This window comes from Serratia sp. 4542, from assembly GCF_016805595.1.
Lineage (GTDB): Bacteria > Pseudomonadota > Gammaproteobacteria > Enterobacterales > Enterobacteriaceae > Serratia > Serratia nevei.
Window position 1 is genome coordinate 23,972 of the sequence record NZ_RXKV01000010.1, and the last position, 22,863, is coordinate 46,834.

At 62.0% G+C, this 22,863-nt stretch carries 21 protein-coding genes and 1 tRNA gene; 16 read left to right on the forward strand and 6 right to left on the reverse strand.

The features are described 5' to 3' along the window. Nucleotides 1-21 precede the first annotated feature (21 nt). A complete protein-coding gene (locus EKL15_RS12340; protein ID WP_100396994.1) occupies nt 22-936 on the reverse strand; it encodes an NAD(P)-dependent oxidoreductase in 915 nt (304 codons plus the stop codon). Beyond that, entirely contained in the window at nt 933-2,672 is a 1,740-nt protein-coding gene (locus EKL15_RS12345) for a fatty acyl-AMP ligase (protein WP_172906261.1), read from the reverse strand. The genes EKL15_RS12340 and EKL15_RS12345 overlap by 4 nt, the downstream gene beginning before the upstream one ends. A gap of 739 nt (nt 2,673-3,411) precedes the next feature. Here EKL15_RS12345 and EKL15_RS12350 point away from each other — a divergent pair. The 3 genes from EKL15_RS12350 to EKL15_RS12360 all read left to right on the forward strand — a co-directional run bounded on the left by EKL15_RS12350 (nt 3,412) and on the right by EKL15_RS12360 (nt 6,111). After that, entirely contained in the window at nt 3,412-4,536 is a 1,125-nt protein-coding gene (locus EKL15_RS12350; RefSeq protein ID WP_089186190.1) for an N-acetyltransferase, read from the forward strand. 218 nt (nt 4,537-4,754) lie between these two features. Further along, entirely contained in the window at nt 4,755-5,120 is a 366-nt protein-coding gene (locus tag EKL15_RS12355) for a diacylglycerol kinase (protein WP_072265422.1), read from the forward strand. Nucleotides 5,121-5,211: 91 nt separating this feature from the next. Then, on the forward strand, nt 5,212-6,111 hold the full coding sequence (locus tag EKL15_RS12360) for a LysR family transcriptional regulator (protein ID WP_203089532.1): 900 nt from the start codon (nt 5,212-5,214) through the stop codon (nt 6,109-6,111). Here EKL15_RS12360 and EKL15_RS12365 read toward each other — a convergent pair. Continuing rightward, complete coding sequence (locus EKL15_RS12365) at nt 6,086-6,892, reverse strand: extracellular solute-binding protein (protein ID WP_159318226.1); 807 nt, start codon at nt 6,890-6,892, stop codon at nt 6,086-6,088. The genes EKL15_RS12360 and EKL15_RS12365 overlap by 26 nt on opposite strands. A 27-nt stretch (nt 6,893-6,919) precedes the next feature. Further along, the gene (locus EKL15_RS12370) at nt 6,920-8,215 is read right to left on the reverse strand and encodes an MFS transporter (RefSeq protein WP_060439477.1); all 1,296 of its coding nucleotides are present in this window, start codon (nt 8,213-8,215) and stop codon (nt 6,920-6,922) included. 438 nt (nt 8,216-8,653) lie between these two features. Here EKL15_RS12370 and EKL15_RS12375 point away from each other — a divergent pair, with 438 nt between their 5' ends. Then, nucleotides 8,654-9,007, forward strand: a complete 354-nt coding sequence (locus EKL15_RS12375; RefSeq protein WP_100396990.1) for a type II toxin-antitoxin system RelE/ParE family toxin — start codon at nt 8,654-8,656, stop codon at nt 9,005-9,007. A gap of 4 nt (nt 9,008-9,011) precedes the next feature. Next, nucleotides 9,012-9,314 carry an XRE family transcriptional regulator gene (locus EKL15_RS12380; RefSeq protein WP_049200011.1) on the forward strand — a complete coding sequence of 101 codons (303 nt, stop codon included), beginning with the start codon at nt 9,012-9,014 and terminating at the stop codon, nt 9,312-9,314. Between the two features lie 71 nt (nt 9,315-9,385). Here the strand turns inward: EKL15_RS12380 and EKL15_RS12385 are convergent. Beyond that, nucleotides 9,386-9,461 (reverse strand) — tRNA-Asn (locus EKL15_RS12385). 454 nt (nt 9,462-9,915) lie between these two features. Between EKL15_RS12385 and EKL15_RS12390 the strand changes: the two genes are divergently transcribed. From EKL15_RS12390 to EKL15_RS12410, 5 genes are all read left to right on the forward strand, one after another. Further along, complete coding sequence (locus tag EKL15_RS12390; RefSeq protein ID WP_087763177.1) at nt 9,916-11,034, forward strand: branched-chain amino acid ABC transporter substrate-binding protein; 1,119 nt, start codon at nt 9,916-9,918, stop codon at nt 11,032-11,034. 125 nt (nt 11,035-11,159) lie between these two features. After that, a complete protein-coding gene (locus tag EKL15_RS12395; RefSeq protein WP_004928592.1) occupies nt 11,160-12,074 on the forward strand; it encodes a branched-chain amino acid ABC transporter permease in 915 nt (304 codons plus the stop codon). A gap of 10 nt (nt 12,075-12,084) precedes the next feature. Next, entirely contained in the window at nt 12,085-13,371 is a 1,287-nt protein-coding gene (livM, locus tag EKL15_RS12400) for a high-affinity branched-chain amino acid ABC transporter permease LivM (RefSeq protein ID WP_060420324.1), read from the forward strand. Beyond that, nucleotides 13,368-14,243, forward strand: a complete 876-nt coding sequence (locus EKL15_RS12405; protein WP_033635209.1) for an ABC transporter ATP-binding protein — start codon at nt 13,368-13,370, stop codon at nt 14,241-14,243. The genes livM and EKL15_RS12405 overlap by 4 nt, the downstream gene beginning before the upstream one ends. Next, a complete protein-coding gene (locus EKL15_RS12410) occupies nt 14,240-14,956 on the forward strand; it encodes an ABC transporter ATP-binding protein (protein WP_049198033.1) in 717 nt (238 codons plus the stop codon). The genes EKL15_RS12405 and EKL15_RS12410 overlap by 4 nt, the downstream gene beginning before the upstream one ends. A 30-nt stretch (nt 14,957-14,986) precedes the next feature. Here EKL15_RS12410 and EKL15_RS12415 read toward each other — a convergent pair whose 3' ends face one another. Next, on the reverse strand, nt 14,987-15,673 hold the full coding sequence (locus EKL15_RS12415) for an aspartyl/asparaginyl beta-hydroxylase domain-containing protein (RefSeq protein WP_203089534.1): 687 nt from the start codon (nt 15,671-15,673) through the stop codon (nt 14,987-14,989). Nucleotides 15,674-15,941: 268 nt separating this feature from the next. On the opposite strand from EKL15_RS12415, the gene EKL15_RS12420 reads away from it, so the two are divergent. From EKL15_RS12420 to EKL15_RS12445, 6 genes are all read left to right on the forward strand, one after another. Beyond that, a complete protein-coding gene (locus EKL15_RS12420; protein ID WP_033654945.1) occupies nt 15,942-17,132 on the forward strand; it encodes a sugar transporter in 1,191 nt (396 codons plus the stop codon). Between the two features lie 174 nt (nt 17,133-17,306). Further along, complete coding sequence (locus EKL15_RS12425; protein ID WP_203089536.1) at nt 17,307-18,701, forward strand: MFS transporter; 1,395 nt, start codon at nt 17,307-17,309, stop codon at nt 18,699-18,701. Between the two features lie 142 nt (nt 18,702-18,843). After that, entirely contained in the window at nt 18,844-19,674 is an 831-nt protein-coding gene (locus EKL15_RS12430; protein WP_203089538.1) for an alpha/beta fold hydrolase, read from the forward strand. A 9-nt stretch (nt 19,675-19,683) separates the two neighbouring features. After that, nucleotides 19,684-20,109: a DoxX family protein gene (locus tag EKL15_RS12435; RefSeq protein WP_203089540.1), complete on the forward strand. Its 426-nt coding sequence runs from the start codon at nt 19,684-19,686 to the stop codon at nt 20,107-20,109. Further along, entirely contained in the window at nt 20,102-21,712 is a 1,611-nt protein-coding gene (locus tag EKL15_RS12440) for an MFS transporter (RefSeq protein WP_089186181.1), read from the forward strand. The genes EKL15_RS12435 and EKL15_RS12440 overlap by 8 nt, the downstream gene beginning before the upstream one ends. A gap of 96 nt (nt 21,713-21,808) precedes the next feature. Then, a complete protein-coding gene (locus EKL15_RS12445; RefSeq protein WP_203089544.1) occupies nt 21,809-22,861 on the forward strand; it encodes a nitronate monooxygenase family protein in 1,053 nt (350 codons plus the stop codon). Nucleotides 22,862-22,863 lie beyond the last annotated feature (2 nt).

Genomic DNA, 22,863 nt, shown 5'->3' on the forward strand with positions numbered 1-22,863 from the left:
ACACACCTCTATTTGGAATAATTAAAACAGCCCTTCACGCAGCGCGCGTTCCAAACTCACCTGTGGAAACCAATTAATCTGTTGCGACAGCGCGTGATTGCTGGCGGACCAGTCGTGATGGGTTAACTCGCGTATTTTGCTGCGCGTCAGCATCGGTTCCTGTTTGACCAGGCGGTTCCACACCACGCTGATATCCGCCAGGGCTTTCAGCAGCGGCAGCGGAATGCCTACCAGACGCACCGGCCCGTGCCGCACGGCGGCGCCGATGTCCCGCAGGCGCAGCCAGTTATAGCCTTCGGCCACGCCGTCGCACAGTTCGTAAATATTTGGCTGCGCGGGTTCGGCCTGCACCCATTGGCTGACCGCCTTGGCCAAATCGCTCACGTGCAGAAAAGAGAGCCTGGCGTCAGGCGCGCCCAGCCGGGGCAGCACGCCGCGCAGCAGGCCGTTGAACAGCGGCTTCAGCTCTTTATCGCCGGGCCCGTAAACCGCCGTCGGGCGGAAAATCCCCAGCGCGATGTCGCCCGTGGCGGCGATGAGTTGCTGCTCGGCGGCCTGTTTTGAATGGGCATACCAGGACAGCGCCGGATGGCGGGCCGCCAGCGACGACATGAACAGGAAGCGATGGCAGCGGCCGTTCTGCCTGGCGGCCTGCATCAAATTCAGGCTGCCGGTCACGTTGCAGCGGGTGAACACCGCTTCCGAATGCCCGCGCACCTGGCCCGCACAGTGCACCACGCACTCTGCGCCGCGCACCAGCTCGGTGAGCGAGGGCCGATCTTCCAGCGCGCCGGGGATCCACTGCAGGTTGTCGATGGCGGCTTTTCCGGCTTGCCGCGTCAGGGCGCGCACGCTAAACCCTTGCGCCAGCAGTTCCTGGACGATGTGCCGGCCGATAAAGCCGGTCGCGCCCGTCACCGCCACGGTGCCGCTCATTGCGCGAAACCGGCCAGCTGCGGCATTTGCGGGTAGAGCGAGGCGCTCAGCCAGCGTTTTTTGGCCTCGGCGCGGGCGGGTTTGCCCGACGACGTGCGGGGAATGCTGTGCGGCGGCAGCAGCTCGATATCCACCGCGATGCCGAACTCGCTTTGAATGCGCGCGCTCAGCGAATGCACGATTTGCTCCCGGCGTTCTTCCGAGCTGACTCGGCACTGGATTTGCAAAATGATCCTGGCCGCCTCGTCGTGTTCTTCGGTCACGAAGGCAATCGCATCGCCGGAACGGATTTCCGGTTCAGATTCCGCGACGTACTCGATATCCTGCGGCCAGATATTGCGGCCGCGAATGATGATCAGATCCTTCTTGCGGCCGGTGACGTACAGATAGCCGTCCAGCAGATAGCCCAGATCGCCGGTGTCCATCCAGCCGGTCACCTGGATCTGCTGCTGGGATTCATCGTCGCAGAAATAACCGTTCATCAGGCTGGGGCCGGAAATCGTGATATGGCCGACCTGGCGTTCCGGCAGCGGCTGCCCGGTTTCGCTGCGGATCTCGATGCGGTGGCCGGGCAACGCTCGGCCGCAGTTGACGAAGGTCGAGACGGCGCGGGTCTTCTTGCCGGGCGCGACCGCCTTACCCTCGTACTCCAAAATATCGCGGTCGACGGCGTTGGTTTGCGGGCCGGAGCAAGGGTCGGAAAAGCTCACCGCCAGAGTGTTCTCGGCCAGGCCATAGCACGGCATGAAGGCTTTGCTGTCGAAGTTGATGCTGCTGAAGTGTTCGCCGAACTGGCCGAGCAGCTCGGCCGGGATCGGCTCGGCGCCCACGCCCGCGACCCGCCAGCTGGAGAGATCCAGATCGGCCAGCTCTTTGGCGTTGCTGCGGCGCAGGCACAGGTCGTAGCCGAACGGCGGGGCGACGGACACCGTGCCGCGATTCTTGGCGATCAGTTTCAGCCACTGCATCGGGCGCATGGCGAAATCTTGCGTGCGCAGGTAATCGACGGACAGCTGGGTCGCCACCGGGGTCAGCAGGAAACCGACCAGGCCCATATCGTGATAGAAGGGCAGCCAGGAGACGCAGCGGTCGCCCGCGCGCAGCTTGATCCCGTCGCGGCTGATCGCGTTCAGGTTCGCCATCGCCGCCCGCTGGGTAATGATCACGCCGCGCGGAAAGCGGGTGCTGCCCGAGGTGTATTGGAGATAGGCGATGTCGTCGGGCGAGGGCGCCGGCAACGCGATTTCCGGCTCCGGCAAGGCGTTAAAATCCTCGTCGCTGAGGATGTGCAGCGACGGCGCCTTTTCCGTGGCCGAGGCTATCAGCGGCGTCCACTCTTCGCTGCTGATGATCGCCGCGGGGTTACAGCTGGCGATCAGCCCCTTCAGCTTGGCGGTGTAGGAGTCGCGCTGGCCCACGCCCATCGGGATCGCCAGCGGCACCGCCACCAGGCCGGCATATTGGCAGGCGAAAAACGCTTCGACGAATCCCGCGCTGGTTTCGGCGATCAGCGCCACGCGATCGCCTTTCTTGAGTTTCAGCGACAATAAACGCCGCGCGCCCGAGATCGCTTTTTGCTGCAGCGTGCGGTATTCGAGAACGGTCACGAGTTGATTGCGCCGATCGTAAAAATTCATTCCCGTATTGCCCAGCGCCGCGTAATCCAACGCGTCCACTAAAGTGGGGAAGTCCGCATAGCGCATGGGAAGAGAATGAACGGAACTTGTTTCAGACATAGACAAACTAGCCATAGATTAAAAATCACCAAAAGAGATAAAAGACTCTTGGCGAGGTAATTGATATTTTACTATGAATAGGTTTTGAATAAGTTTGTTATTCAACCATCTTCATTCCGCGAACAGCGTATATTACCGTGCTTGAACGGTACGCCGGTTATTACCCGGGCAGAGTGTGAGCTGCCCGTTTTATCAGCCTTGTACGGCACCCTGGCGATATACAGGGGGCTATTGTAAGCTCCGGGTTTCGCCGTTCTTTAGCCTGAATGTGTCGGGCAGAAAATAACTGTCGACTCATAGGTTTTGACCTCGTGCATGGCTATCTTAGAACTTAAACACTTCCTAAACAGTATGCCGCAAGAAATCAAAAAGTGAATGGCTCATTTAAGCTGAATCTTAAAAAGAGCATTAAGTGGTAAAAATGGCGATCCCGCTCCTGATTAAAGTCGGTACACTAAATGCGGCAGATTTCTTTTGCCCATACAGCACGAAATAATAAAAGAGCATCATTAGCGTAGCATGTCAGCGCCGCTTTTTGTTTCCCTTTTTTCGAACAATCACGGAAACCTCAGGGTGAATATCGGGCAATGAGCACGCTGATTCACCGGGGGTAATATTCGGTTTTTCTTATCGTTGAACCGGAGGCAATACACAATCCAATTAAAGAGAACAGCATAAAAAATGCTAAAGGCGTTGTCGCGCGCTTATTTAATTATTTTATTAAAACGTAAGGCTATTTATGATCCGCATTGAGAAAGTTCTGGATAAACGCGAGCTTAAAGAATTTATTGCTTTCCCCTCGTTACTGTTTCGCGATGATCCAAACTGGATTGAGCCGCTGTATTTAGAGCGCGAAGAGCATCTGTCAAAGAAGAATCCCGGCACCGACCATATCGAATGGCAGGCGTGGGTGGCCAAAAAGCAGGGGAAAGTCGTTGGGCGCATCACCGCACAAATTGATTCCCTGCACCGCGAGCTGCATGGCGAGGATACCGGCCACTTCGGCATGATCGACGCCGTTGACGATCCCGCCGTATTCAGCGCGTTGTTCACAGTGGCGGAGGAGTGGTTGAGGTCGAAAGGCGCGCGTAAAATTACCGGGCCGTTCAGCCTCAACATCAATCAGGAAAGCGGCCTGCTGGTCGAGGGGTTCGACACTCCACCCTCGGCGCTGATGACGCACGCCAAGCCTTATTACGCGCCCCAGATAGCGCAGCAGGGCTACAGCGAAGGGATTGATTTGCTTGCCTATTGGATGAAAAGAACCGATCTGCACTTTTCGCCGTCGTTAACCCGGATGATGGACCAGGTACGCAAAAAGGTGACCGTTCGCCGCCTCAACCGCAAGCGCTTTCGCGAGGAGATGCAGGTGCTGCGCGAGGTGTTCAACTCCGGGTGGCAACATAACTGGGGGTTTGTCCCGTTCACCCAGCACGAGTTCGCCACCATGGGGGATCAGCTGAAGTTCCTGGTGCCCGACGATATGATCCATATCGCCGAGGTGGATGGCGCCCCCTGCGCCTTTATCGTCGGCTTGCCGAACATTAACGAAGCGATTGCCGATCTGCAGGGGCGGTTATTGCCGTTTGGCTGGGCGAAGTTATTGTGGCGGCTGAAGGTCAGCGGCGTGCGCACCGCGCGCGTGCCGTTGATGGGCGTGCGCCAGGAATATCAATTCAGCCGCATCGGGCCGATTATTGCGCTGCTGCTGATTGAGGCGCTGCGCGAGCCTTTCGCCAAGCGCAATATCGACGCATTGGAAATGTCTTGGATCCTGGAAACCAATACCGGCATGCGGACGATTTTAGAACGCATCGGCGCAGTGCCCTATAAGCGCTACCGCTTGTACGAGAAAACGCTTTAACCGGCTGATAACGTTTCGTCTTTTAACGTCCTCAGGATAATAAGCCCGCCAGGGCATTTTTCGCGCTGGTCGTTTCACTGTTGTGCGGGCATCGCGTGAGCGAATGAATCCTCTCCTGAGGGCAAACGGTTAAGGTCTTTAATTAATAAACCCGAGATAAATTCACGGCGCGTGATTTATTTGCGGACGTTGTCGTCGTGTTGATGAGAGCAAATGCTATGCCTGGAAATAAGAAAAAGGGAATAAGCCGATTAACCTACAGCATAAGGAACTCATGGGCCGGGGTTATTGACGCGGTGCTTACCGAAGATGCGTTCCGCCAATTATTGGTTATTAACGCCATTTTACTGGTTGTTACATTTGGTTTAGATATTACAAAAATGGAGCGGCTGTTATTAATTATCTGCAGTTTCCTGCTATTGGTGGTGGAGCTGCTGAATACGGCGATTGAAACCGTGGTCGATCGCATTTCGCTGGAATTACATCCGTTATCCAAACGCGCCAAAGATTTGGGCGGCGCAGCGCAGCTGGTGGCGGTGGTGCTGACCATCGTGGTTTGGGCAACGGTGCTGCTGGGGCGATAGGGGTTTGAGTGGTTCAACCACCAGGCGGTTGTCGTGGCGATATAAGCGGTTATCATCGTTGTTTTGCGTTCAGCAAGGAGAGTAGGCCGTTATGCCCGTGAATTTTGATCTCAACGATCTTTATGCCTTCCGCGCGCTGGTGGAGTACGGCAATTTTCGGCTGGCCGCAGAGTCCATCTGCCTGTCGCAGTCGGCGCTGAGCCGCAGGATTGAGAAGCTGGAAAACGCGCTGGGCAGCAAACTGTTCGATCGCACCACCCGGCGCGTGACTTTGACGCTGTACGGGCAGGCTTTTGCCGAGCGTTCGGATCAGCTGCTGATGAATGTCGAAGCGGTGTTGGCCGATATCGATAAGGTCAGCCAGGAGCGTACCGGGCTGGTCACCGTCGCCACGGTGCCGTCGGCGGCCTACTATTTCATGCCCGACGTGATACGCCGCTTCCGGCTTCGCTATCCGCGCGTGCGCGTTAAGCTGATCGACGGCAGCGCCGGCAATGTCATCGAGGCGGTCACCGGCGGCCAGGCCGATTTCGGCATCTGCTTCGCCGGGCGGCTGCAGCCTAATCTTGAGTTTGTGCCGTTGGTGGAGGACGTCTACGTGGCCGCCTGCCGGCGCGACCATCCGCTCGCCGGTAAAAAGAGCCTCACCTGGCGGGAGTTTTATCAGCAGGATTACGTGTCGCTGGATAAAACCTCCGGCAATCGCAATCTGCTCGATCAGCGCCTGGAACACATCGTGCCGGAACGTCCCAGCGTGTGTGAAACTCGCCATGTGACGACCATGCTGGGCATGGTTGAGGCGGGCATCGGCATTGCCGCCGTGCCCGCCATGTCGATGCCCGCTTCAGAACATTCGGTGTTGACGTCGGTGCCACTGGTCGATCCGGTGGTGAAACGCAGCGTGGGCCTCATCAGACGCGGCGGCCGCATGCAGTCTTTCGTCGCCGCCGAGCTGGAAAAGCTGATTACTGAACAGTATCACTCAGCCTGACCGGCTGCTGCGCCGGCACGGTTCGCATGCCGGTCGCGCGAATGGTCGGCTGTGCCTGAGAGGAGGCGAGGAAGTCCAGCAGCGCTTTGCCTTCGCGACGGTGCTCCGCCTTGGCAGTTACCGCGCCGGCGAAGCGGGTGATGTACTGCACGTTTTCCGGCAGCTCGCCGATAAAGGTGACGCCCGCCACGGGCAGCAATTCGCTGACCTGCTGGAAGCCCAGCGCGTATTTCCCTTGCGCCACTTCAGAAGCCACCGGAATGCGCTCAACCACGTGCGCTTTTCCTTTCACCTGTTGCTCGATGCCCAGCTTTTTGAACAGTTGGCCGCTGACGTAGCGGCCGCTGGCGCTGTCGGAATAGGCGAAAGAGTCGGCTTGCAGCAAGGCATTGCGCAGGTCGGCATCCGTTTTTATCGCCGGTTTGGGCGCGCCCTGTTTCACCACTATGCCAATCGGCGAATCAGCCAGCTCCACGCGCGAACCCGGCTGGAGCCAGCCGCTTTTGTCCAGTTGGGCCAACGCGTCGCCCACCATGATCACCACATCGGCTTTCTCTCCGCGCGCCAGCCGCGCAGGGATCGCCTGCGGCGTTTTCCCCATGGAAGGGCCGGACACCAGAATGATTTTGTCGCCGCTTTGAGCTTCATATTCCGGGGCCAGTTTCTCCAGCGCGGCTTTGAAGCCGCCGGAGATCATCACGGTCAGGTCTTTGGCCAGCGCCGCCGTACTGAAGGAGGCGCACACGAGCAGGGTGATGATCGAACGAGTGAGTTTCTGCATGACATGATTCCTTATGGCGATGGCGCGTTAGCGTGCGGTTTGCAGCGGCATGGCGATGCGGCGATACAGATACAGCGTCGCCAGCAAGGCGCACAGCGCGGCGAAGCTCATCCAGTAGCCCGGTGAAGCCTTATCGCCGGTGTATTCGATCAACGCGGTGGAGATCACCGGCGTAAAGCCGCCGAATACCGCCGTCGCCAGGCTGTAGGCCAGCGAGAACCCGGCCACCCGCACTTCCGTTGGCATGATCTCGGTTAAGGCCGGGATCATCGCGCCGTTGTAGAGGCCATAAATGAAGGACAGCCACAGCAGCACGGCCAGCATCATGCTGAAGCTGGGGGCGGCGGCGAGCAGGCTGAGCGCCGGGTAGGCGGTGGCCAGCGTCAGCAGCGCCATGGCGATCAGCACCGGTTTGCGGCCGAAGCGATCCGACAGCGCACCGCCGATGGGCAGCCAGATGAAGTTGGAAATCGCGACCAGTAAAGTGACCAGCAAGCTGTCGGAGGCGCTGAGCAGCAGCACCTTTTTGCCGAAGGTTGGCGCATAGACGGTGATGAGGTAAAACGCGGTGGTGGTCATGGCGACCATCAGCATGCCAGCGATCACCACCGGCCAGTTTTTCAGCAGGGTTTTAAACACGTCGCGCATCGCCAGGTGGTGGCGGCGGGCGGTAAATTCCTGTGTTTCTTCCAGCTTGCGGCGCAGGAGGAAGATGAAGGGAACGATCAAGCAGCCAAACAGGAAAGGCAGGCGCCATCCCCATTCGCGAATGGCGCTTTCTTCCAGCGCCGCGTTGAGCGCGAAGCCCATTGCCGCCGCCACCATGATCGCCACCTGCTGGCTGCCGGACTGCCAGCTGGTGTAGAAGCCCTTACGGCCCGGCGTGGCGATTTCGGCCAGATAGACGGACACGCCGCCCAGCTCCGCGCCCGCCGAGAAGCCTTGCAGCAGGCGCCCGCACAGCACCAGCAGCGGCGCCCAAAGCCCGATGCTTTGGTAAGAAGGGATAAGCACGATCAGGAAGGTGCCCGTAGCCATGATCGACAGGGTGACGATCAGCCCTTTGCGGCGGCCGACTTTATCGATGTAAGCGCCCAGCACGATGGCGCCAATGGGACGCATCAGAAAACCTGCGCCGAATACCGCGAAGGTCATCATCAGCGAGGCAAATTCGCTGCTGGCCGGGAAAAAGGTGTGTGCGATGTAGGTGGCGTAAAAGCCGAACAGAAAGAAGTCGAACTGTTCCAGAAAGTTGCCGGAGGTGACGCGCAGGATCGCGCCGGCTCGGGTCCGGGTGGTCATGGGTGAGGTAGAGGAATGCATCTTTATCTCCAGTTTGTTATTGGCGCTTGACGCCACGCCTGTTGCTGAAGACTCGCTCAGGAAAATAAACTAAATAAGCGCAATAAACGCATGGCGCGATGCGTTTGGCGCATCAATCGGCGTTAACAATGTTGCCTAACCCGATGTAACGTGGCGTTAACAAGTTTGTCGCTCATCGCCCGCTGCGCAGAACGCCGAAAACGTTATGCGCTTTTTGTGACAGGGTTCATAAAGGGGCGGCGGGGAAGCGCCCCGTGCCTCTGAACGATTGTTCGATACCGCTCGTAAAAAGGTGAATGCCTCGCACTGCGTTTGCAAAATGCTCGGATGTACGTTCAGCCTTGCAGTAACAACGCATGCCTTTGCATGTCATCCCTGCACCTCTCTGCTATAGCTTTACATCTATATAGTTGTTGATCTATATTGCAGGGAGGTCCCGTGTGGGAAATTAAAACAACGGATGTGTTTGATGACTGGTTTAGCTCACTCAACGATGCCGATCGGGCCGGCGTACTTGCCGCATTGATGGTCCTACGGGAAAAGGGGCCCGGGCTGCCCAGACCCTATGCCGATACGGTGAAAGGCTCACGTTACAGCAATATGAAAGAGTTGCGCATTCAGAGCCGTGGCGAACCGTTGCGGGCATTCTTCGCTTTCGATCCGTACCGTATTGGCATTGTGCTTTGCGCGGGCAATAAAGCCGGCAATGAAAAACGCTTTTACGATCGAATGCTTCAGATTGCCGATCGGGAATTCACCTGTTGGCTGAACACATTAAACGAGAAGGAGTGACGCGATGGGCAGAACGCTGGAACAGCTTATTGCGGATGAAAAGCCCGAGGTCGTGGCCAACGCGCAGGCGCTGGCGGCGGACATCATGCTGAACATTCACCTTGCCGAGCTGCGCGAAAAAGTACAGAAAACGCAGGTTGAAATGGCGCAGGCGCTGGGGATCCGGCAGCCGACCGTGGCCGTGATGGAAAAACCGGGCCGCGATCTGAAACTGTCTTCGCTAAAACGCTACGTTGAGGCGGCGGGCGGCAAACTGCGGCTGGATGTTGAACTGCCGGACGGCTCTCACTACGAAGTGGTGCTGTAGACGCCGCTGCTCGGTTAACGGCAGAAAGCAAAAAGCCCGCTCGGGTTTCCCTGAGCGGGCTTTTCTAAATATGGCTCCTCTGACTGGACTCGAACCAGTGACATACGGATTAACAGTCCGCCGTTCTACCGACTGAACTACAGAGGAATCGTGTGAACGGGGCGAATAATAGCGGGGTGCCTGGGGTTTGTCAAAGCGCTAAACTGCAAAAAAAGTGCGTTTGCTGAGGGAATGAGCACCTTGCGCTGTTTTTCGGCATCTTTCGCTGGCAGGCGCTGATTTTCCCGCCTGTTTCGTTGTCATATCGCTTGCACAAGCCCTTGCACGGCGATGGTGCAGGGCCACTCTCCCTCTCATGCCCCCTCTCACGCTAGTCGTACGGCCCCGACCCCGTTATCCCCGCCACACGCCGCGCCGCAACTGATATGTAGGATGAATAAGCAAAGAATATGTATTCGTCGTCACAATGGCTGGATTTTTGCTTACCCATTTTTGGGGAATGCGACTGCGCTCTCAAGAAAATTATTTTCCCCGTCTACACATAAAGTGACTGATCCGCGCCCCCGGGCGTTTCGCTACAACAGTGCTGAGGAAGATAACAATGTCATCGAAATTGATAAAAAGTCCGCTCGCTGCTTTGCTCATCGGTTGTTTAGGTACGGCGTTTTCCGCGCAGGCCGATATCGTCATCGGCGTCGCCGGGCCGTTCTCCGGGCCGAACGCCACCTATGGCGATCAGTATTGGCGCGGGGCTTCGCAGGCGGCGGCGGACATCAACGCCGCCGGCGGCATCAAAGGGGAAAAAATCAAGCTGGTGCAGGGGGATGACGCCTGCGAACCGAAACAGGCGGTCGCGGTGGCCAACCGGCTGGTGGATCAGGATAAGGTCTCGGCGGTGGTCGGCCACTTCTGCTCCTCTTCCACCATGCCCGCCTCCGAGGTGTATGACGAGGCCGGCATCATCGCCATCACCCCCGGCTCCACCAACCCGCAAATCACCGAGCGCGGCATGAAGACCATGTTCCGCATGTGCGGGCGCGACGATCAGCAGGGCGCGATCGCCACCAACTACATGCTGGATACCCTGAAGGCCAAACGCATCGCGGTGATCCACGATAAAGACACCTACGGCCAGGGGCTGGCGGACGCCGCCAAGGCGGCGATGAACAAGCGCGGAGTCAAAGAAGTGCTGTATGAGGGGCTGTCGCGCGGCGAGAAAGACTTTAACGCGCTGGTGACCAAGATCGCCTCGGTCAAGCCGGACGTGGTCTACTTCGGCGGCTGCCATCCGGAAGCCGGGCCGCTGGTGCGCCAGATGCGCGAGCAGGGCGTGACCGCCAAGTTCTTCTCCGGCGACTGCGTGGTGACCGAAGAGCTGGTGACCGCCGCCGGCGGGCCGCAGTACACCAACGGCGTGCTGATGACCTTCGGCAACGATCCGCGCCTGATCCCGGAAGGCAAGGCGGTGATCGCCAAGTTCCGCGCCAGCGGCTTTGAACCGGAAGGGTACACCCTCTACTCCTACGCCTCGATCCAGGCGATCGCCGCCGCCTTCAACGCCACTGGCGGCAAAGACAGCACCAAGGCCGCCGAATGGCTGAAGTCGCACGACGTCGACACCGTGATGGGCAAGAAGGCCTGGGACCAGAAGGGCGACCTGAAGGTCTCGGACTACGTGGTCTACCAATGGGATGACAAGGGCAAATATCACCAGCTGTAAACGGCCGAACCTTGAAGTTGTAACCCTATGACCGACGGGCTCGCCGCTCAGGCGAGCCCGTTCCGCGATGACCTTTGGGCCGCGTCGGACTGCGTTGGCGGCCTTACCAGGCGAGACTGCTCATTATGGATGTATTCTTTCTGCAACAGCTGATCAACGGCCTGACCCTTGGCGCGGTGTATGGCCTGATCGCCATCGGCTACACCATGGTTTACGGCATCATCGGCATGATCAACTTCGCCCACGGCGAGGTGTACATGATCTCCGCCTACCTGTGCGCCATCGGCTTGGCGCTGCTGTCGTTCTTCGGGCTGCACTCGTTCCCGCTGCTGATCCTCGGCACGCTGGTGTTCACCATCGTCATCACCGGGGTGTACGGCTGGGTGATCGAGCGCATCGCCTACAAGCCGCTGCGCAACTCCACCCGCCTGGCGCCCTTGATCTCCGCCATCGGCATGTCGTTAATCCTGCAAAACTACGCGCAGATAAGCCAGGGGCCGCGCCAGCAGGGCATCCCGACGCTGCTGAGCGGCGTGTTCCGCCTGGAGTTCGACGGCGGCGTGGTGCAGATCACTTACACCAAGGTGTTTATTCTGGTGGCGTCGCTGCTCGGCATGGCGATCCTCACCTACATCATTCAGCGCACCCGGCTGGGGCGCATCTGCCGCGCCACCCAGCAGGATCGCAAAATGGCTTCGATTCTCGGCATCAATACCGATCGGGTGATCTCGCTGGTGTTCGTGATCGGCGCCGCCATGGCCGGGCTGGCCGGGGTGCTGATCACCATGAACTACGGCACCTTCGATTTTTACGTCGGCTTTATCATCGGCATCAAGGCCTTCACCGCCGCGGTGCTGGGCGGCATCGGCTCGCTGCCAGGCGCCATGCTGGGCGGGCTGCTGCTCGGGGTGGCGGAGGCGCAGTTCGCCGGCATGGTGAACTCGGATTACAAGGACGTGTTCTCCTTCGGGTTGCTGGTGGCGATCCTGATCTTCCGTCCGCAGGGCCTGCTCGGCCGGCCGCTGATCGCCAAGGTTTAAGGAGAACGCCATGTCGCAATCCGTGATCAACGGCGGGCTGGACGTTAAACGCAGCCTGCTGGACGCCGTCTTGGCCGGGCTGATCGCCCTGATCGTGTTCGGGCCGATCGTCGGCATCGTGCTGAACGGCTACAGCTTCAACTTCGAGCCGCACCGGTTGGTGTGGATTATCATCGCGGTGATGGCCGGGCGGCTGTTGCTGAGCCTGTTCTTGCAAACCGCGCCGGGGCGCAGGGTGCTGGCGCGCTTCGACGGCGGCAACGACGGCGTTTACGTGCGGCCGCTGGGCTATAAATCCAACCTGCGCTGGATCCTGCCGCTGATGGCGGCGATCGCGCTGCTGTTCCCGTTCGTCGCCACCAAATACCTGCTGACGGTGGCGATCCTCGGCCTGATCTACGTGCTGCTCGGCCTGGGGCTGAATATCGTGGTCGGCCTGGCGGGGCTGCTCGATCTTGGGTATGTGGCGTTTTACGCCATCGGCGCCTACGGGCTGGCGCTGGGCTATCAGTACCTCGGGCTGGGATTTTGGGCGATGCTGCCGCTGGGGGCGCTGATGGCGGCGCTGGCCGGCGCGCTGCTGGGCTTTCCGGTGCTGCGCATGCACGGCGACTACCTGGCGATCGTCACGCTGGGGTTTGGGGAGATCATCCGGCTGGTGCTGAACAACTGGATGTCGCTCACCGGCGGGCCGAACGGCGTCTCGGTGCCGGCGCCGACGGTGTTCGGCCTGGAGTTCGGCCGCCGCGCCAAAGACGGCGGGGTGCCGATCCACGAGTTTCTCGGCATCGATTACAACCCCAACCTCAAGTTCATTTTCATTTACGCGGTGCTGTTTTTGGTGGTGCTGCTGGTACTGTACATCAAGCACCGGCTGACGCGCATGCCGATCGGCCGCGCCTGGGAGGCGCTGCGCGAGGATGAGATCGCCTGCCGCTCTCTCGGGCTCAATCACGTGCTGGTGAAGCTGTCGGCGTTTATGCTGGGCGCCTCCACCGCCGGGCTGGCGGGGGTATTTTTCGCCACCTATCAGGGCTTCGTCAACCCGACCTCGTTCACCTTCTTCGAGTCGGCGCTGATCCTGGCGATCGTGGTGCTGGGCGGCATGGGCTCCACCCTCGGCGTGGTGCTGGCGGCCTTCGTGCTGACGGTGGCGCCGGAGCTGCTGCGCAGTTTCGCGGAATACCGGGTGCTGCTGTTCGGCGTGCTGATGGTGGCGATGATGATCTGGCGGCCGCGCGGGCTGGTGCGCATCAGCCGCGCCAGCTTCGCCGAACGCAAGGGGGTGGCGCCATGAGCGACGCCATTTTGCGGGTGGAGCACCTGATGATGCGCTTTGGCGGCATCAAGGCGCTGAACGACGTCAATCTGGAGGTGGAGCGCGGCTCCATCACCGCCCTGATTGGCCCCAACGGCGCCGGCAAGACCACGGTGTTCAACTGCCTGACCGGCTTTTACCGCGCCAGCGGCGGCGCGATCCTGCTCAATACCCACAAGCGGCCGACCGACGTGATCCAGGTGCTGGGGCAAAAGTTTCGCGCCGGCGACTGGATACGCCCGAAGCGGCTCGGCTCGCGCCTCTATTACAAGATGTTCGGCGGCACCCACCTGGTCAACCGCGCCGGGCTGGCGCGCACCTTCCAGAATATCCGCCTGTTCCGCGAAATGTCGGTGGTGGAGAACCTGCTGGTGGCGCAGCACATGCAGAGCAACCGCAACCTGATCGCCGGGGTGCTGAATACGCCGGGCTACCGCCGGGCGGAGAGCGCTGCGCTGGATCACGCCTTCTACTGGCTGGAGGTGGTGGATCTGGTGGACTGCGCCAACCGGCTGGCGGGGGAGATGTCCTACGGCCAGCAGCGGCGGCTGGAGATCGCGCGCGCCATGTGCACCGCGCCGGAGATGATCTGCCTCGACGAGCCGGCCGCCGGGCTGAACCCGGTGGAAACGGCCACGCTGAGCCGCATCATCCGTTTTCTGCGCCAGCATCACGGCATCACGGTGCTGCTGATCGAGCATGACATGGGCATGGTGATGGAGATCTCCGATCGGGTGATCGTGCTCGATCACGGCGACGTGATCGCCCGCGGCACGCCGCAGGAGATCCAGCACAATGAGGCGGTGATCGCCGCCTACCTGGGCGCGGACGAAGAGGAGCTGGCGGGATGAGCGAAGCGATGCTGGAATTTCGCGAAGTGGACGTGTTTTACGGGCCGATCCAGGCGCTGCGCCAGGTGTCGCTGCAGGTCAACGCCGGGGAGACGGTGGCGCTGATCGGCGCCAACGGCGCGGGCAAATCCACGCTGTTGATGTCGATCTTCGGCCAGCCGCGCATCGCCGGCGGGCAGATCCTGTTTGGCGGCGAGGACATCAGCCGTCGCTCCACGCACTACGTGGCGGCCGGCGGCATCGCGCAGGCACCGGAAGGACGGCGCATCTTCCCGGACATGAGCGTGGAGGAGAACCTGCTGATGGGCACCATCACCGTCGGCAACCGCTATCTGGAAGAGGATTTGCCGCGCATGTTCGAGCTGTTTCCGCGCCTCAAGGAGCGGCGCAACCAGCGGGCGATGACCCTGTCCGGCGGTGAGCAGCAGATGCTGGCGATCGCCCGTGCGCTGATGAGCCGGCCGAAGCTGCTGCTGTTGGACGAGCCGAGCCTGGGGCTGGCGCCGATCGTGGTGCGGCAGATCTTCGGCGTGCTGCGCGAGCTGACCCGCAGCGGCATGACGCTGTTTCTGGTGGAGCAGAACGCCAACCACGCGCTGAAGCTGTCCGATCGCGGCTATGTGATGGTCAACGGCCAGATCCGCCTCACCGGCAGCGGGCAGGCGCTGTTGAACGATCCGGAGGTGAGAAAGGCCTATCTGGGCGGCGGCTGAGCGCCGCCCTTTGGGCAGGGAGGCCCGCGTTCAGAACTGGCGCTGCATCCAGCGCACGTTCAGCCGCACCAGGGCGATGATGGCGCTGGAGAGCAGCCGCAACCCGCCGGGCATGTCGCGGCGGCGGATGTCCAGCAGCAGCACGGTGCGCACCTGCGCGCTGTCGTTCCACACCTCGTGTTCGAAGGTATCGTCCCACAGCATGAACTCCCCCTCGTGCAGCCGGTATTCGCGGCCGTCCACTTTCAGCACCGCCGCCGGCACCCCGTCGGCGCGTTTGGGCATGTCCAGCACCAGATAGCCGCGCAGAATGCCGCGGAACGGCCCGCGGTGGGGTGGCACCTGTTTACCGGGCGCCAGGAAGGAGAGCGAGGCGGACAGCACGTCCGGCGACGAGGCGATCAGCGCTGCCAGCGTCGGGCAGCGTGCCAGGTTGCGGGCGATCGGCTGGCCGTAGGCCTTCATGATGAACATGCGCCAGTCGCGCGCGTCGTTGGCGGAGATCGATTCCTGCTGGATCATGATCTCGTGAAAACGGGGAATATTGTGCAGAGCGTGGGCGACGGTCAGCGCCTCTTCGCGGATCTGCCGCCATTGGGCGGTGAAACGTTCGGCGTCGGGGAACAGCGCGGCGCTGTCGAGCACCGGCTTGCCCTGAATGCGGCGATCGTAAACATTGCGCAATGCGAGCACGGACCAATCATAAATCGCGGACATAATGACCTCGCCTCAGAAAACGCCAAATGGACACTGCGCGCGGTTCTTCGGCGCGGCGCGTCGTCTGCGGCGGCCGGAGGGGAAGAGCGGCAGGAAAAATTGGTACGCTTCAATAGATTAGCACAGCATTTGTGCAACCGTGTGTCTGCGAATGTGTCGAAATGCGGCGAAAAAAACCACACAATTAAAGTGTGACGCGTATCGCATTTAGCGGGCCGGTTGGTTAAAATATCGCTACTTGCCCGCACCTGTCCGGATTTTGTTTACCATGGAACACGCTGCCGTTTCGCGCTCAACCGCCTGGTTGCGCGTGGTTATCCTCGCCGTCTCGGCCTTTATCTTCAACACCACCGAATTTATTCCGGTCGGTCTGCTGAGCGACATCGCCGCCAGCTTCTCGATGCAAACCGAACAGGTCGGCCTGATCATCACCATCTACGCCTGGATCGTCGCCGCCGCCTCGTTGGCGTGCATGCTGCTGACCAGCAAAATCGAGCGCCGCAAGCTGCTGATCGGCGTGTTCATGCTGTTTATCGCCAGCCACGTGCTGACCGCCGTGGCCTGGAATTTTACCACGCTGGTCATCTCGCGCGCCGGCGTGGCGCTGGCGCACTCGGTGTTTTGGTCGATCACCGCCTCGCTGGCGATCCGTGTGGCGCCGCCGGGCAAGAAAGCCCAGGCGCTGAGCCTGCTGGCGGGCGGCACCGCGCTGGCGATGGTGCTCGGGCTGCCGCTCGGGCGGGTGGTGGGGCAGCTGCTCGGCTGGCGCATGACCTTTATCGGCATCGCGGTGTGCGCCACCCTGGCGCTGGTGCTGCTGTGGCGCCTGCTGCCGGTGCTGAAAAGCGAGCACTCCGGTTCGCTGGCCAGCGTGCCGCTGCTGTTCAAACGCCCGGCGCTGCTGGCGCTGTACATGCTGACCGTCATCGTGGTGACGGCACACTTCACCGCCTACAGCTACATCGAGCCATTTATCCAGACCGTGGCCGGGCTGTCGGAGAACTTCACCACGCTGATGCTGCTGCTGTTTGGCGCCGCCGGCATCGTCGGCAGCCTGCTGTTCAGCCGCTACAGCGAGCGTTTTCCTTCCGGCTTCTTTATCGGCGCCATCGCGCTGCTGGCCTTGAGCCTGCTGCTGCTGTTGCCGGCCGCCGGCAGCGAAAGCCACCTGACCGTGCTGTGCATCTTCTGGGGCATGGCGATCATGGCCATCGGCCTGTCGATGCAGGCCAAAGTGCTGAGCCTGGCGCCGGACGCCACCGACGTGGCGATGGCGATCTTCTCCGGCCTGTACAACTTCGGCATCGGCAGCGGGGCGCTGCTGGGCAACCAGGTGAGCCTGCATCTGGGCATGGGCAACATCGGCTTCGTCGCCGCGCCGCTGGCGCTGATCGCCCTCGGCTGGTGCCTGCTGAGTTTCTACCGCAGCGAACGGCTGCAGCAGCACCCCAGCCGTTAAGCCACCGATTCGGGATGCCGCTGCGGCATCCCAGGTTGCATTTTCCTGCTATAAAACAGGCTGCTGCAGCGTTTTATGCTTAACTTTTTTTCATAGTCTGCTAATTAAAAATTTAACTCCGACGCCGCTTCGCTAGCATAGAAAGTCATCAAAAATGTTAATGCGAGGTTAACGGTGAGTGACTCTGTAGCGGCGTCGCCGATCCATGCGCGGGATTTGGCGGCCAGAATCGACGCCTTGCCCGCGTCGGCCGGCCTGTGGCGCTTTATCATTCTGCTGTTGCTGGGCGGCTTTTTCGAACTCTACGATTTGTTCCAGACCGGCTATATCAGCACCGGCCTTATCGCCGACGGCATTTTCCACACCGGCGCGCAGGGCGTCTTCGGCGTGTCGGATCAGGCGGCCTTCGCCTCCGCCACCTTTCTTGGCCTGTTCGTCGGCGCCAGCCTGCTGAGCCCGTACGCCGATCGCTTCGGCCGCCGCGCCACCTTCATGTTCGCCCTGATCTGGTATGGCGCCTTCTCGCTGCTGCTGGCGTTTCAACAGCAGGCGGAGTGGGTGATCTTTCTGCGCTTTCTGGTGGGCGTCGGGCTCGGCATTGAGCTGGTGACCATCGATACCTACCTGACGGAGTGGGTGCCCGCGCATCTGCGCACCCGGGCTTTCGCCTTCGCGTTCTTCGTGCAGTTCCTGTCGGTGCCGGCGGTGGCGCTGATGTCCTGGTGGCTGGTGCCGCAGACGATTTGGGGCCTGAGCGGCTGGCGCTACGTGGTGATCGCCGGCGCGCTGGCTTCGCTGGTGATTTGGCTGGTGCGCAAGGGGTTGCCGGAGTCGCCGCGCTGGCTGGTGCAGCAGCGGCGCTATGCGCAGGCCCGGCAGGTGATGCGGGATATGGAGCGGCGCTGCGGCGTGGCGGCTACGGACTTCCCGTCGCGCCCGGTTGACGATGCCGAGGGCGCGCCGCTGCGCGGCCGCTTTCGCGATATCTGGGCGCCGCAGTATCGCGATCGCACGCTGATGCTGGTGGTGATGAATTTCTTTCAGGCCATCGGCTTCTTCGGCTTCGGCAACTGGCTGCCGGCGCTGCTGTCGGGCAAGGGCGCTTCGGTCACCCACAGCCTGCTGTACGCTTTCTTCATCACGCTGGCCTACCCGCTGGGCTCGCTGCTGTGCAGCTTCTACGCCGACAAGATGGAGAACAAGTGGCAGATCGTGTTGTCTTGCCTGGTGACGGTGATCTTCGGCTCGCTGTTCGCGCTGCAGAACAACCCGCTGTGGCTGATCCTGTGCGGCTTCTTCATCACCTGGTCCAACGCCTGGCTGACCTACAGCTACCACTCCTATCAATCCGAGATCTTCCCGACCCACATCCGCGCCCGCGCCGTCGGTTTCTGCTACTCCTTCAGCCGGCTGTCGACGGTGTTCAGCAGCATCATCATCGGCATTATCTTGCAGTACGGCGGCTCGCTGGGGGTGATCGCGTTTATCGTCGCCAGCATGCTGATCGTGATGCTGGTGATCGGGCTGTTCGGCCCGAAAACGCGCGGTATCGATCTGGAAAACATCTGACGTTTTGCGCCGGCGGCGACGCCGGCCTCTTCAGCAAAAAAACTCGCGATCATGCGAAAATTATTCCGTTATCACTGCTTTTGCGCCTGCCGTACTGTTACCCGGTACAAAATCCAATTCAATACCGAGCGGGGAACACGTCATGAGCATCCTCACCGCGCCCGATGGCGCGCGCATTTTCTACAAGGATTGGGGCCGCGGCCAGCCGATCCTGTTCTCCCACGGTTGGCCGCTGTCCGCCGACGCCTGGGACAACCAGCTGCTGTTTTTCGGCCAGAGCGGATTCCGGGTGATCGCCCACGATCGCCGCGGCCACGGCCGTTCGGATCAGAGCTGGCACGGTAACGACATCAACCAATACGCCGACGATCTGGCTCTGCTGATCGAAACGCTGGATCTGCGCGATCTGATCCTGGTCGGCCACGCCATCGGCGGCGGCGAAGTGGCGCGCTACATCAGCCGCCACGGCAGCGATCGGGTGGCGAAGGTGGTGCTGGTGGGCGCCGTGCCGCCGCTGATGCTGCAAACGCCGGCCAACCCGGAAGGCGCGCCCATGGCGGCCTTCGACGGCATTCGCTGCGGCGTGGCGGGCAACCGCTCGCAGTTCTTCAAAGATCTGGCGGTGCCGTTCTACGGCTTCCACTGCGACGAGGTGGAGAGCAATGCGGGGCTGATCGACCACTTCTGGCTGATGGCCATGCAGGGCGGTGTGAAAGGGCAGTACGACGGCGTGAGCGCGTTCTCCGAAGTGGATTACACCGCCGATCTGTTGGCGATCGACAGGCCGACGCTGCTGGTGCACGGCGACGCCGATCAGATCGTGCCGATCGGCGCCTCGGCGCTGAAAGCCGCTAAGCTTATGCAACAGGCGGAGCTGAACGTTTACGCCGGCGGCGCTCACGGCTTGGCGCAGGTCGATCCCGATCGCTTCAACGCCGATCTGCTGGCCTTTATCCAGAATTCGCCGTTCTAAGGGGGCGCGATGAACCTGACTGCTATCGCCGCCCGCTGCGCGCAGCGGCTGCATGCGCCCGCGGTGCGCTGGCTGCTGCTGCTCGCCATTTGCGCCGCCTACATCCAGGGCGGGTTGGTCAAGGCGCTGAACGTCGAAGGCGCGGTTGCCGAGATGACCCACTTCGGCCTGCAGCCGGCGGCGCTGTTCGCCGTGCTGGTGACGCTGCTGGAACTGGCGGCGTCGGCGCTGATCCTGAGCGGCTTTTATCGCTGGCTCGGCGCGTTGGCGCTGGCCGGTTTTACCCTGATGGCGACGCTGATGGCCAATCCGTTCTGGCAGTTCGACGGGGCGGAGCACGGCCAGATGATGAACGGATTTTTTGAACACCTCGGGCTGGCCGGCGCGCTGTTGCTGGTGGCATTTAACGATTTGAAGGAGCGAACGGATGGCTGAACAGACGGAAAACAAGGCGGCGGCGGGCGGCTTCGCGCCGCTGAAAATCCCATTATTTGCGGTGCTGTGGGGCGCCACGGTGCTCGGCAACGTCGGCAGCTTTATGCGCGACGTCGCCAGCTCGTGGCTGATCACCGATCTGTCGAGCAACCCCTCGGCGGTGGCGCTGATGCAGACCGCCGCCACGCTGCCGGTGTTCCTGCTGGCGATCCCGGCCGGGGTATTGTCGGACATCCTCGATCGGCGGCGCTTTCTGATCTTCGTGCAAATTTTGCTGGCCTGTGTCAGCGGCAGCCTGCTGGTGCTGTCGCAGACCGGTGCGCTGACGGTGGAATACCTGCTGGCGCTGACCTTCGTCGGCGGCATCGGTGCGGCGCTGATGGGGCCGACCTGGCAGGCGATCGTGCCGGAGCTGGTGCCGCGCACCGAGCTGAAAAACGCCGTGGCGCTGAACTCGCTCGGCATTAACATCGCTCGCTCCATCGGCCCGGCGGCCGGCGGGCTGCTGCTGGCCAGCTTCGGCGCCGGCGCGGCCTACGGCGCGGACGTGATGAGCTATGTGCTGGTGATCGCGGCGCTGCTGTGGTGGAAGCGGCCGAAGGCCGAGGACAGCGGCCTGTCAGAACACTTCTTCGGCGCTTTCCGCGCCGGGCTGCGCTATGCCCGTTCCAGCCGTGAGCTGCACGTGGTGCTGCTGCGGGCAGCGGTGTTCTTCGCCTTCTCCAGCTCGGTCTGGGCGCTGCTGCCGCTGGTGGCGCGCCGCATGCTGGGCGGCAGCGCCGGCTTTTACGGCGTGCTGCTGGGGGCGGTAGGCGCCGGGGCGATCCTCGGGGCGATCGCGCTGCCGCGCCTGCGCCAGCGGCTGAGTGCCGACGGGCTGGTGCTGCTGGCGGCGGTGCTGACCGCCGTGGTGATGGCGGCCCTGTCGCTGGCGCCGCCGCAGTGGCTGGCGGTGGTGCTGCTGCTGGTGCTGGGCGCCGGCTGGATCATTGCGCTGACCACGCTCAACGGCGCGGCGCAGGGCGTGCTGCCCAACTGGGTGCGCGGCCGCGGCCTGGCCATCTACCTGATGGTCTTCAACGGCGCGATGGCGGCAGGCAGCCTGCTGTGGGGGCTGGTGGCGCAGGAGCTGGGCGTGGCCGCCACGCTGCTGGTCGGCGGCGTCGGCCTGTTGGCGGCGGGGCTGCTGTTCCACCGCCTGCGCTTGCCGACCGGCGAGGCCGATCTGCAGCCGTCGAACCATTGGCCGGAGCCGCTGGTCAACACGCCGGTTGAGAACGATCGCGGCCCGGTGATGATTCAGGTGGAGTACCGCATCCGCGAACAGGATCGGCCGCAGTTCCTGCGCACGCTGCTGATGCTGGAGCGGGCGCGTCGCCGCGACGGCGCTTACGCCTGGGGCATCACCGAGCACACCGGCGATCCGGAATGCATCATGGAGTGGTTCCTGGTGGAGTCCTGGGCGGAGCACCTGCGGCAGCACCAGCGGGTGTCGCACGCCGACGCCGATCTGCAGCAGGAGGCGTTGCGCTTCCACATCGGGCCGGAGAAACCGGTGGTGCATCACTTCCTGTCGCTCGACCGGCATCAGGTGAAGCATTAACTGCACGGCCAGGCGGTGAGAAGGTGCTATGCTTTTGGTCGGTTCGGCGGCGCGGCCGCCGTAAGACGAATGTAGTCAGCACAGGGAGACACATTGATGACGGCACCTTCTGCTTTTGCCCGCGAGCTTGGGCTGCGCTATCCGATCGTTCAGGGGCCGATGAACGGCGCGTCGCCGCCGGCGTTGGCGGTGGCGGTGAGCAACGCCGGGGCGCTGGGCTCGTGCGCGGCGGCGCTGTTTTCACCGGCGGTGATCCTCGAACGCGTGCAGCAGATCCGCGCGCAGACCACCGCGCCGTTCAACATCAATCTGTTTCTGCTCGATGAGCAGCACCCGGATCTCGCCGAGCTCAAGCGCGCCCAGCACCTGCTGCGGCCGTTCCGCGAAGCGCTGGGGCTGAGCGAGCCGCCGATCCCCACCCAATTCGCCGAAAACAACCGCGACCAGATCGCGGCCTTGCTGGAGGCGGCGCCGCCGGTGGCCAGCTTCACCTTCGGCGTGCTGCCGCGCGCCACGGTTACGCAGTTCAAGAAGGCCGGCTCGCGGGTGATCGGCACCGCCACCACGGTGGCGGAAGCCCGCGCCTGGGAAGAGGCGGGTGCCGACTTCGTTTGCGTCTCGGGCTCGGAGGCGGGCGGCCACCGCCCAACCTTCCTCGGCGACATCGAGCAATCCTGCGTCGGCCTGATGGCCCTGCTGCCGCAGGTGGTGGCGGCGGTGAAGATCCCGGTGATCGCCGCGGGCGGCATTATGAACGGGCGCGGCATCGCGGCGGCGCGCTTGCTGGGCGCGCAGGCGGCGCAGCTGGGCACCGCGTTCCTGTGCAGCCCGGAGTCGGGCATCGCCGATGCCTGGCGGGTGGCGCTGCGCAACGCCGGCGATGACAGCACGCGCCTGACGCGCGCCTTCAGCGGCCGCCCGGCGCGCGGTATCGTCAATGATTTCATGCGCCAGATGCGCGCGGAAGAGGCGCAGATCCTGCCTTATCCGGTGCAGAACGCGCTCACCGGCGATATCCGCCAGGCGGCGGCCAAGGCCGGGCGCGGAGAGTTTATGTCGCTGTGGTCCGGGCAGGGCGTGGGCCTGGCGCGGCCGATGCCGGCCGCGGAGCTGGTCGCCACCCTGGCGAGGGAGCTGGAAGCGGTGTGAGA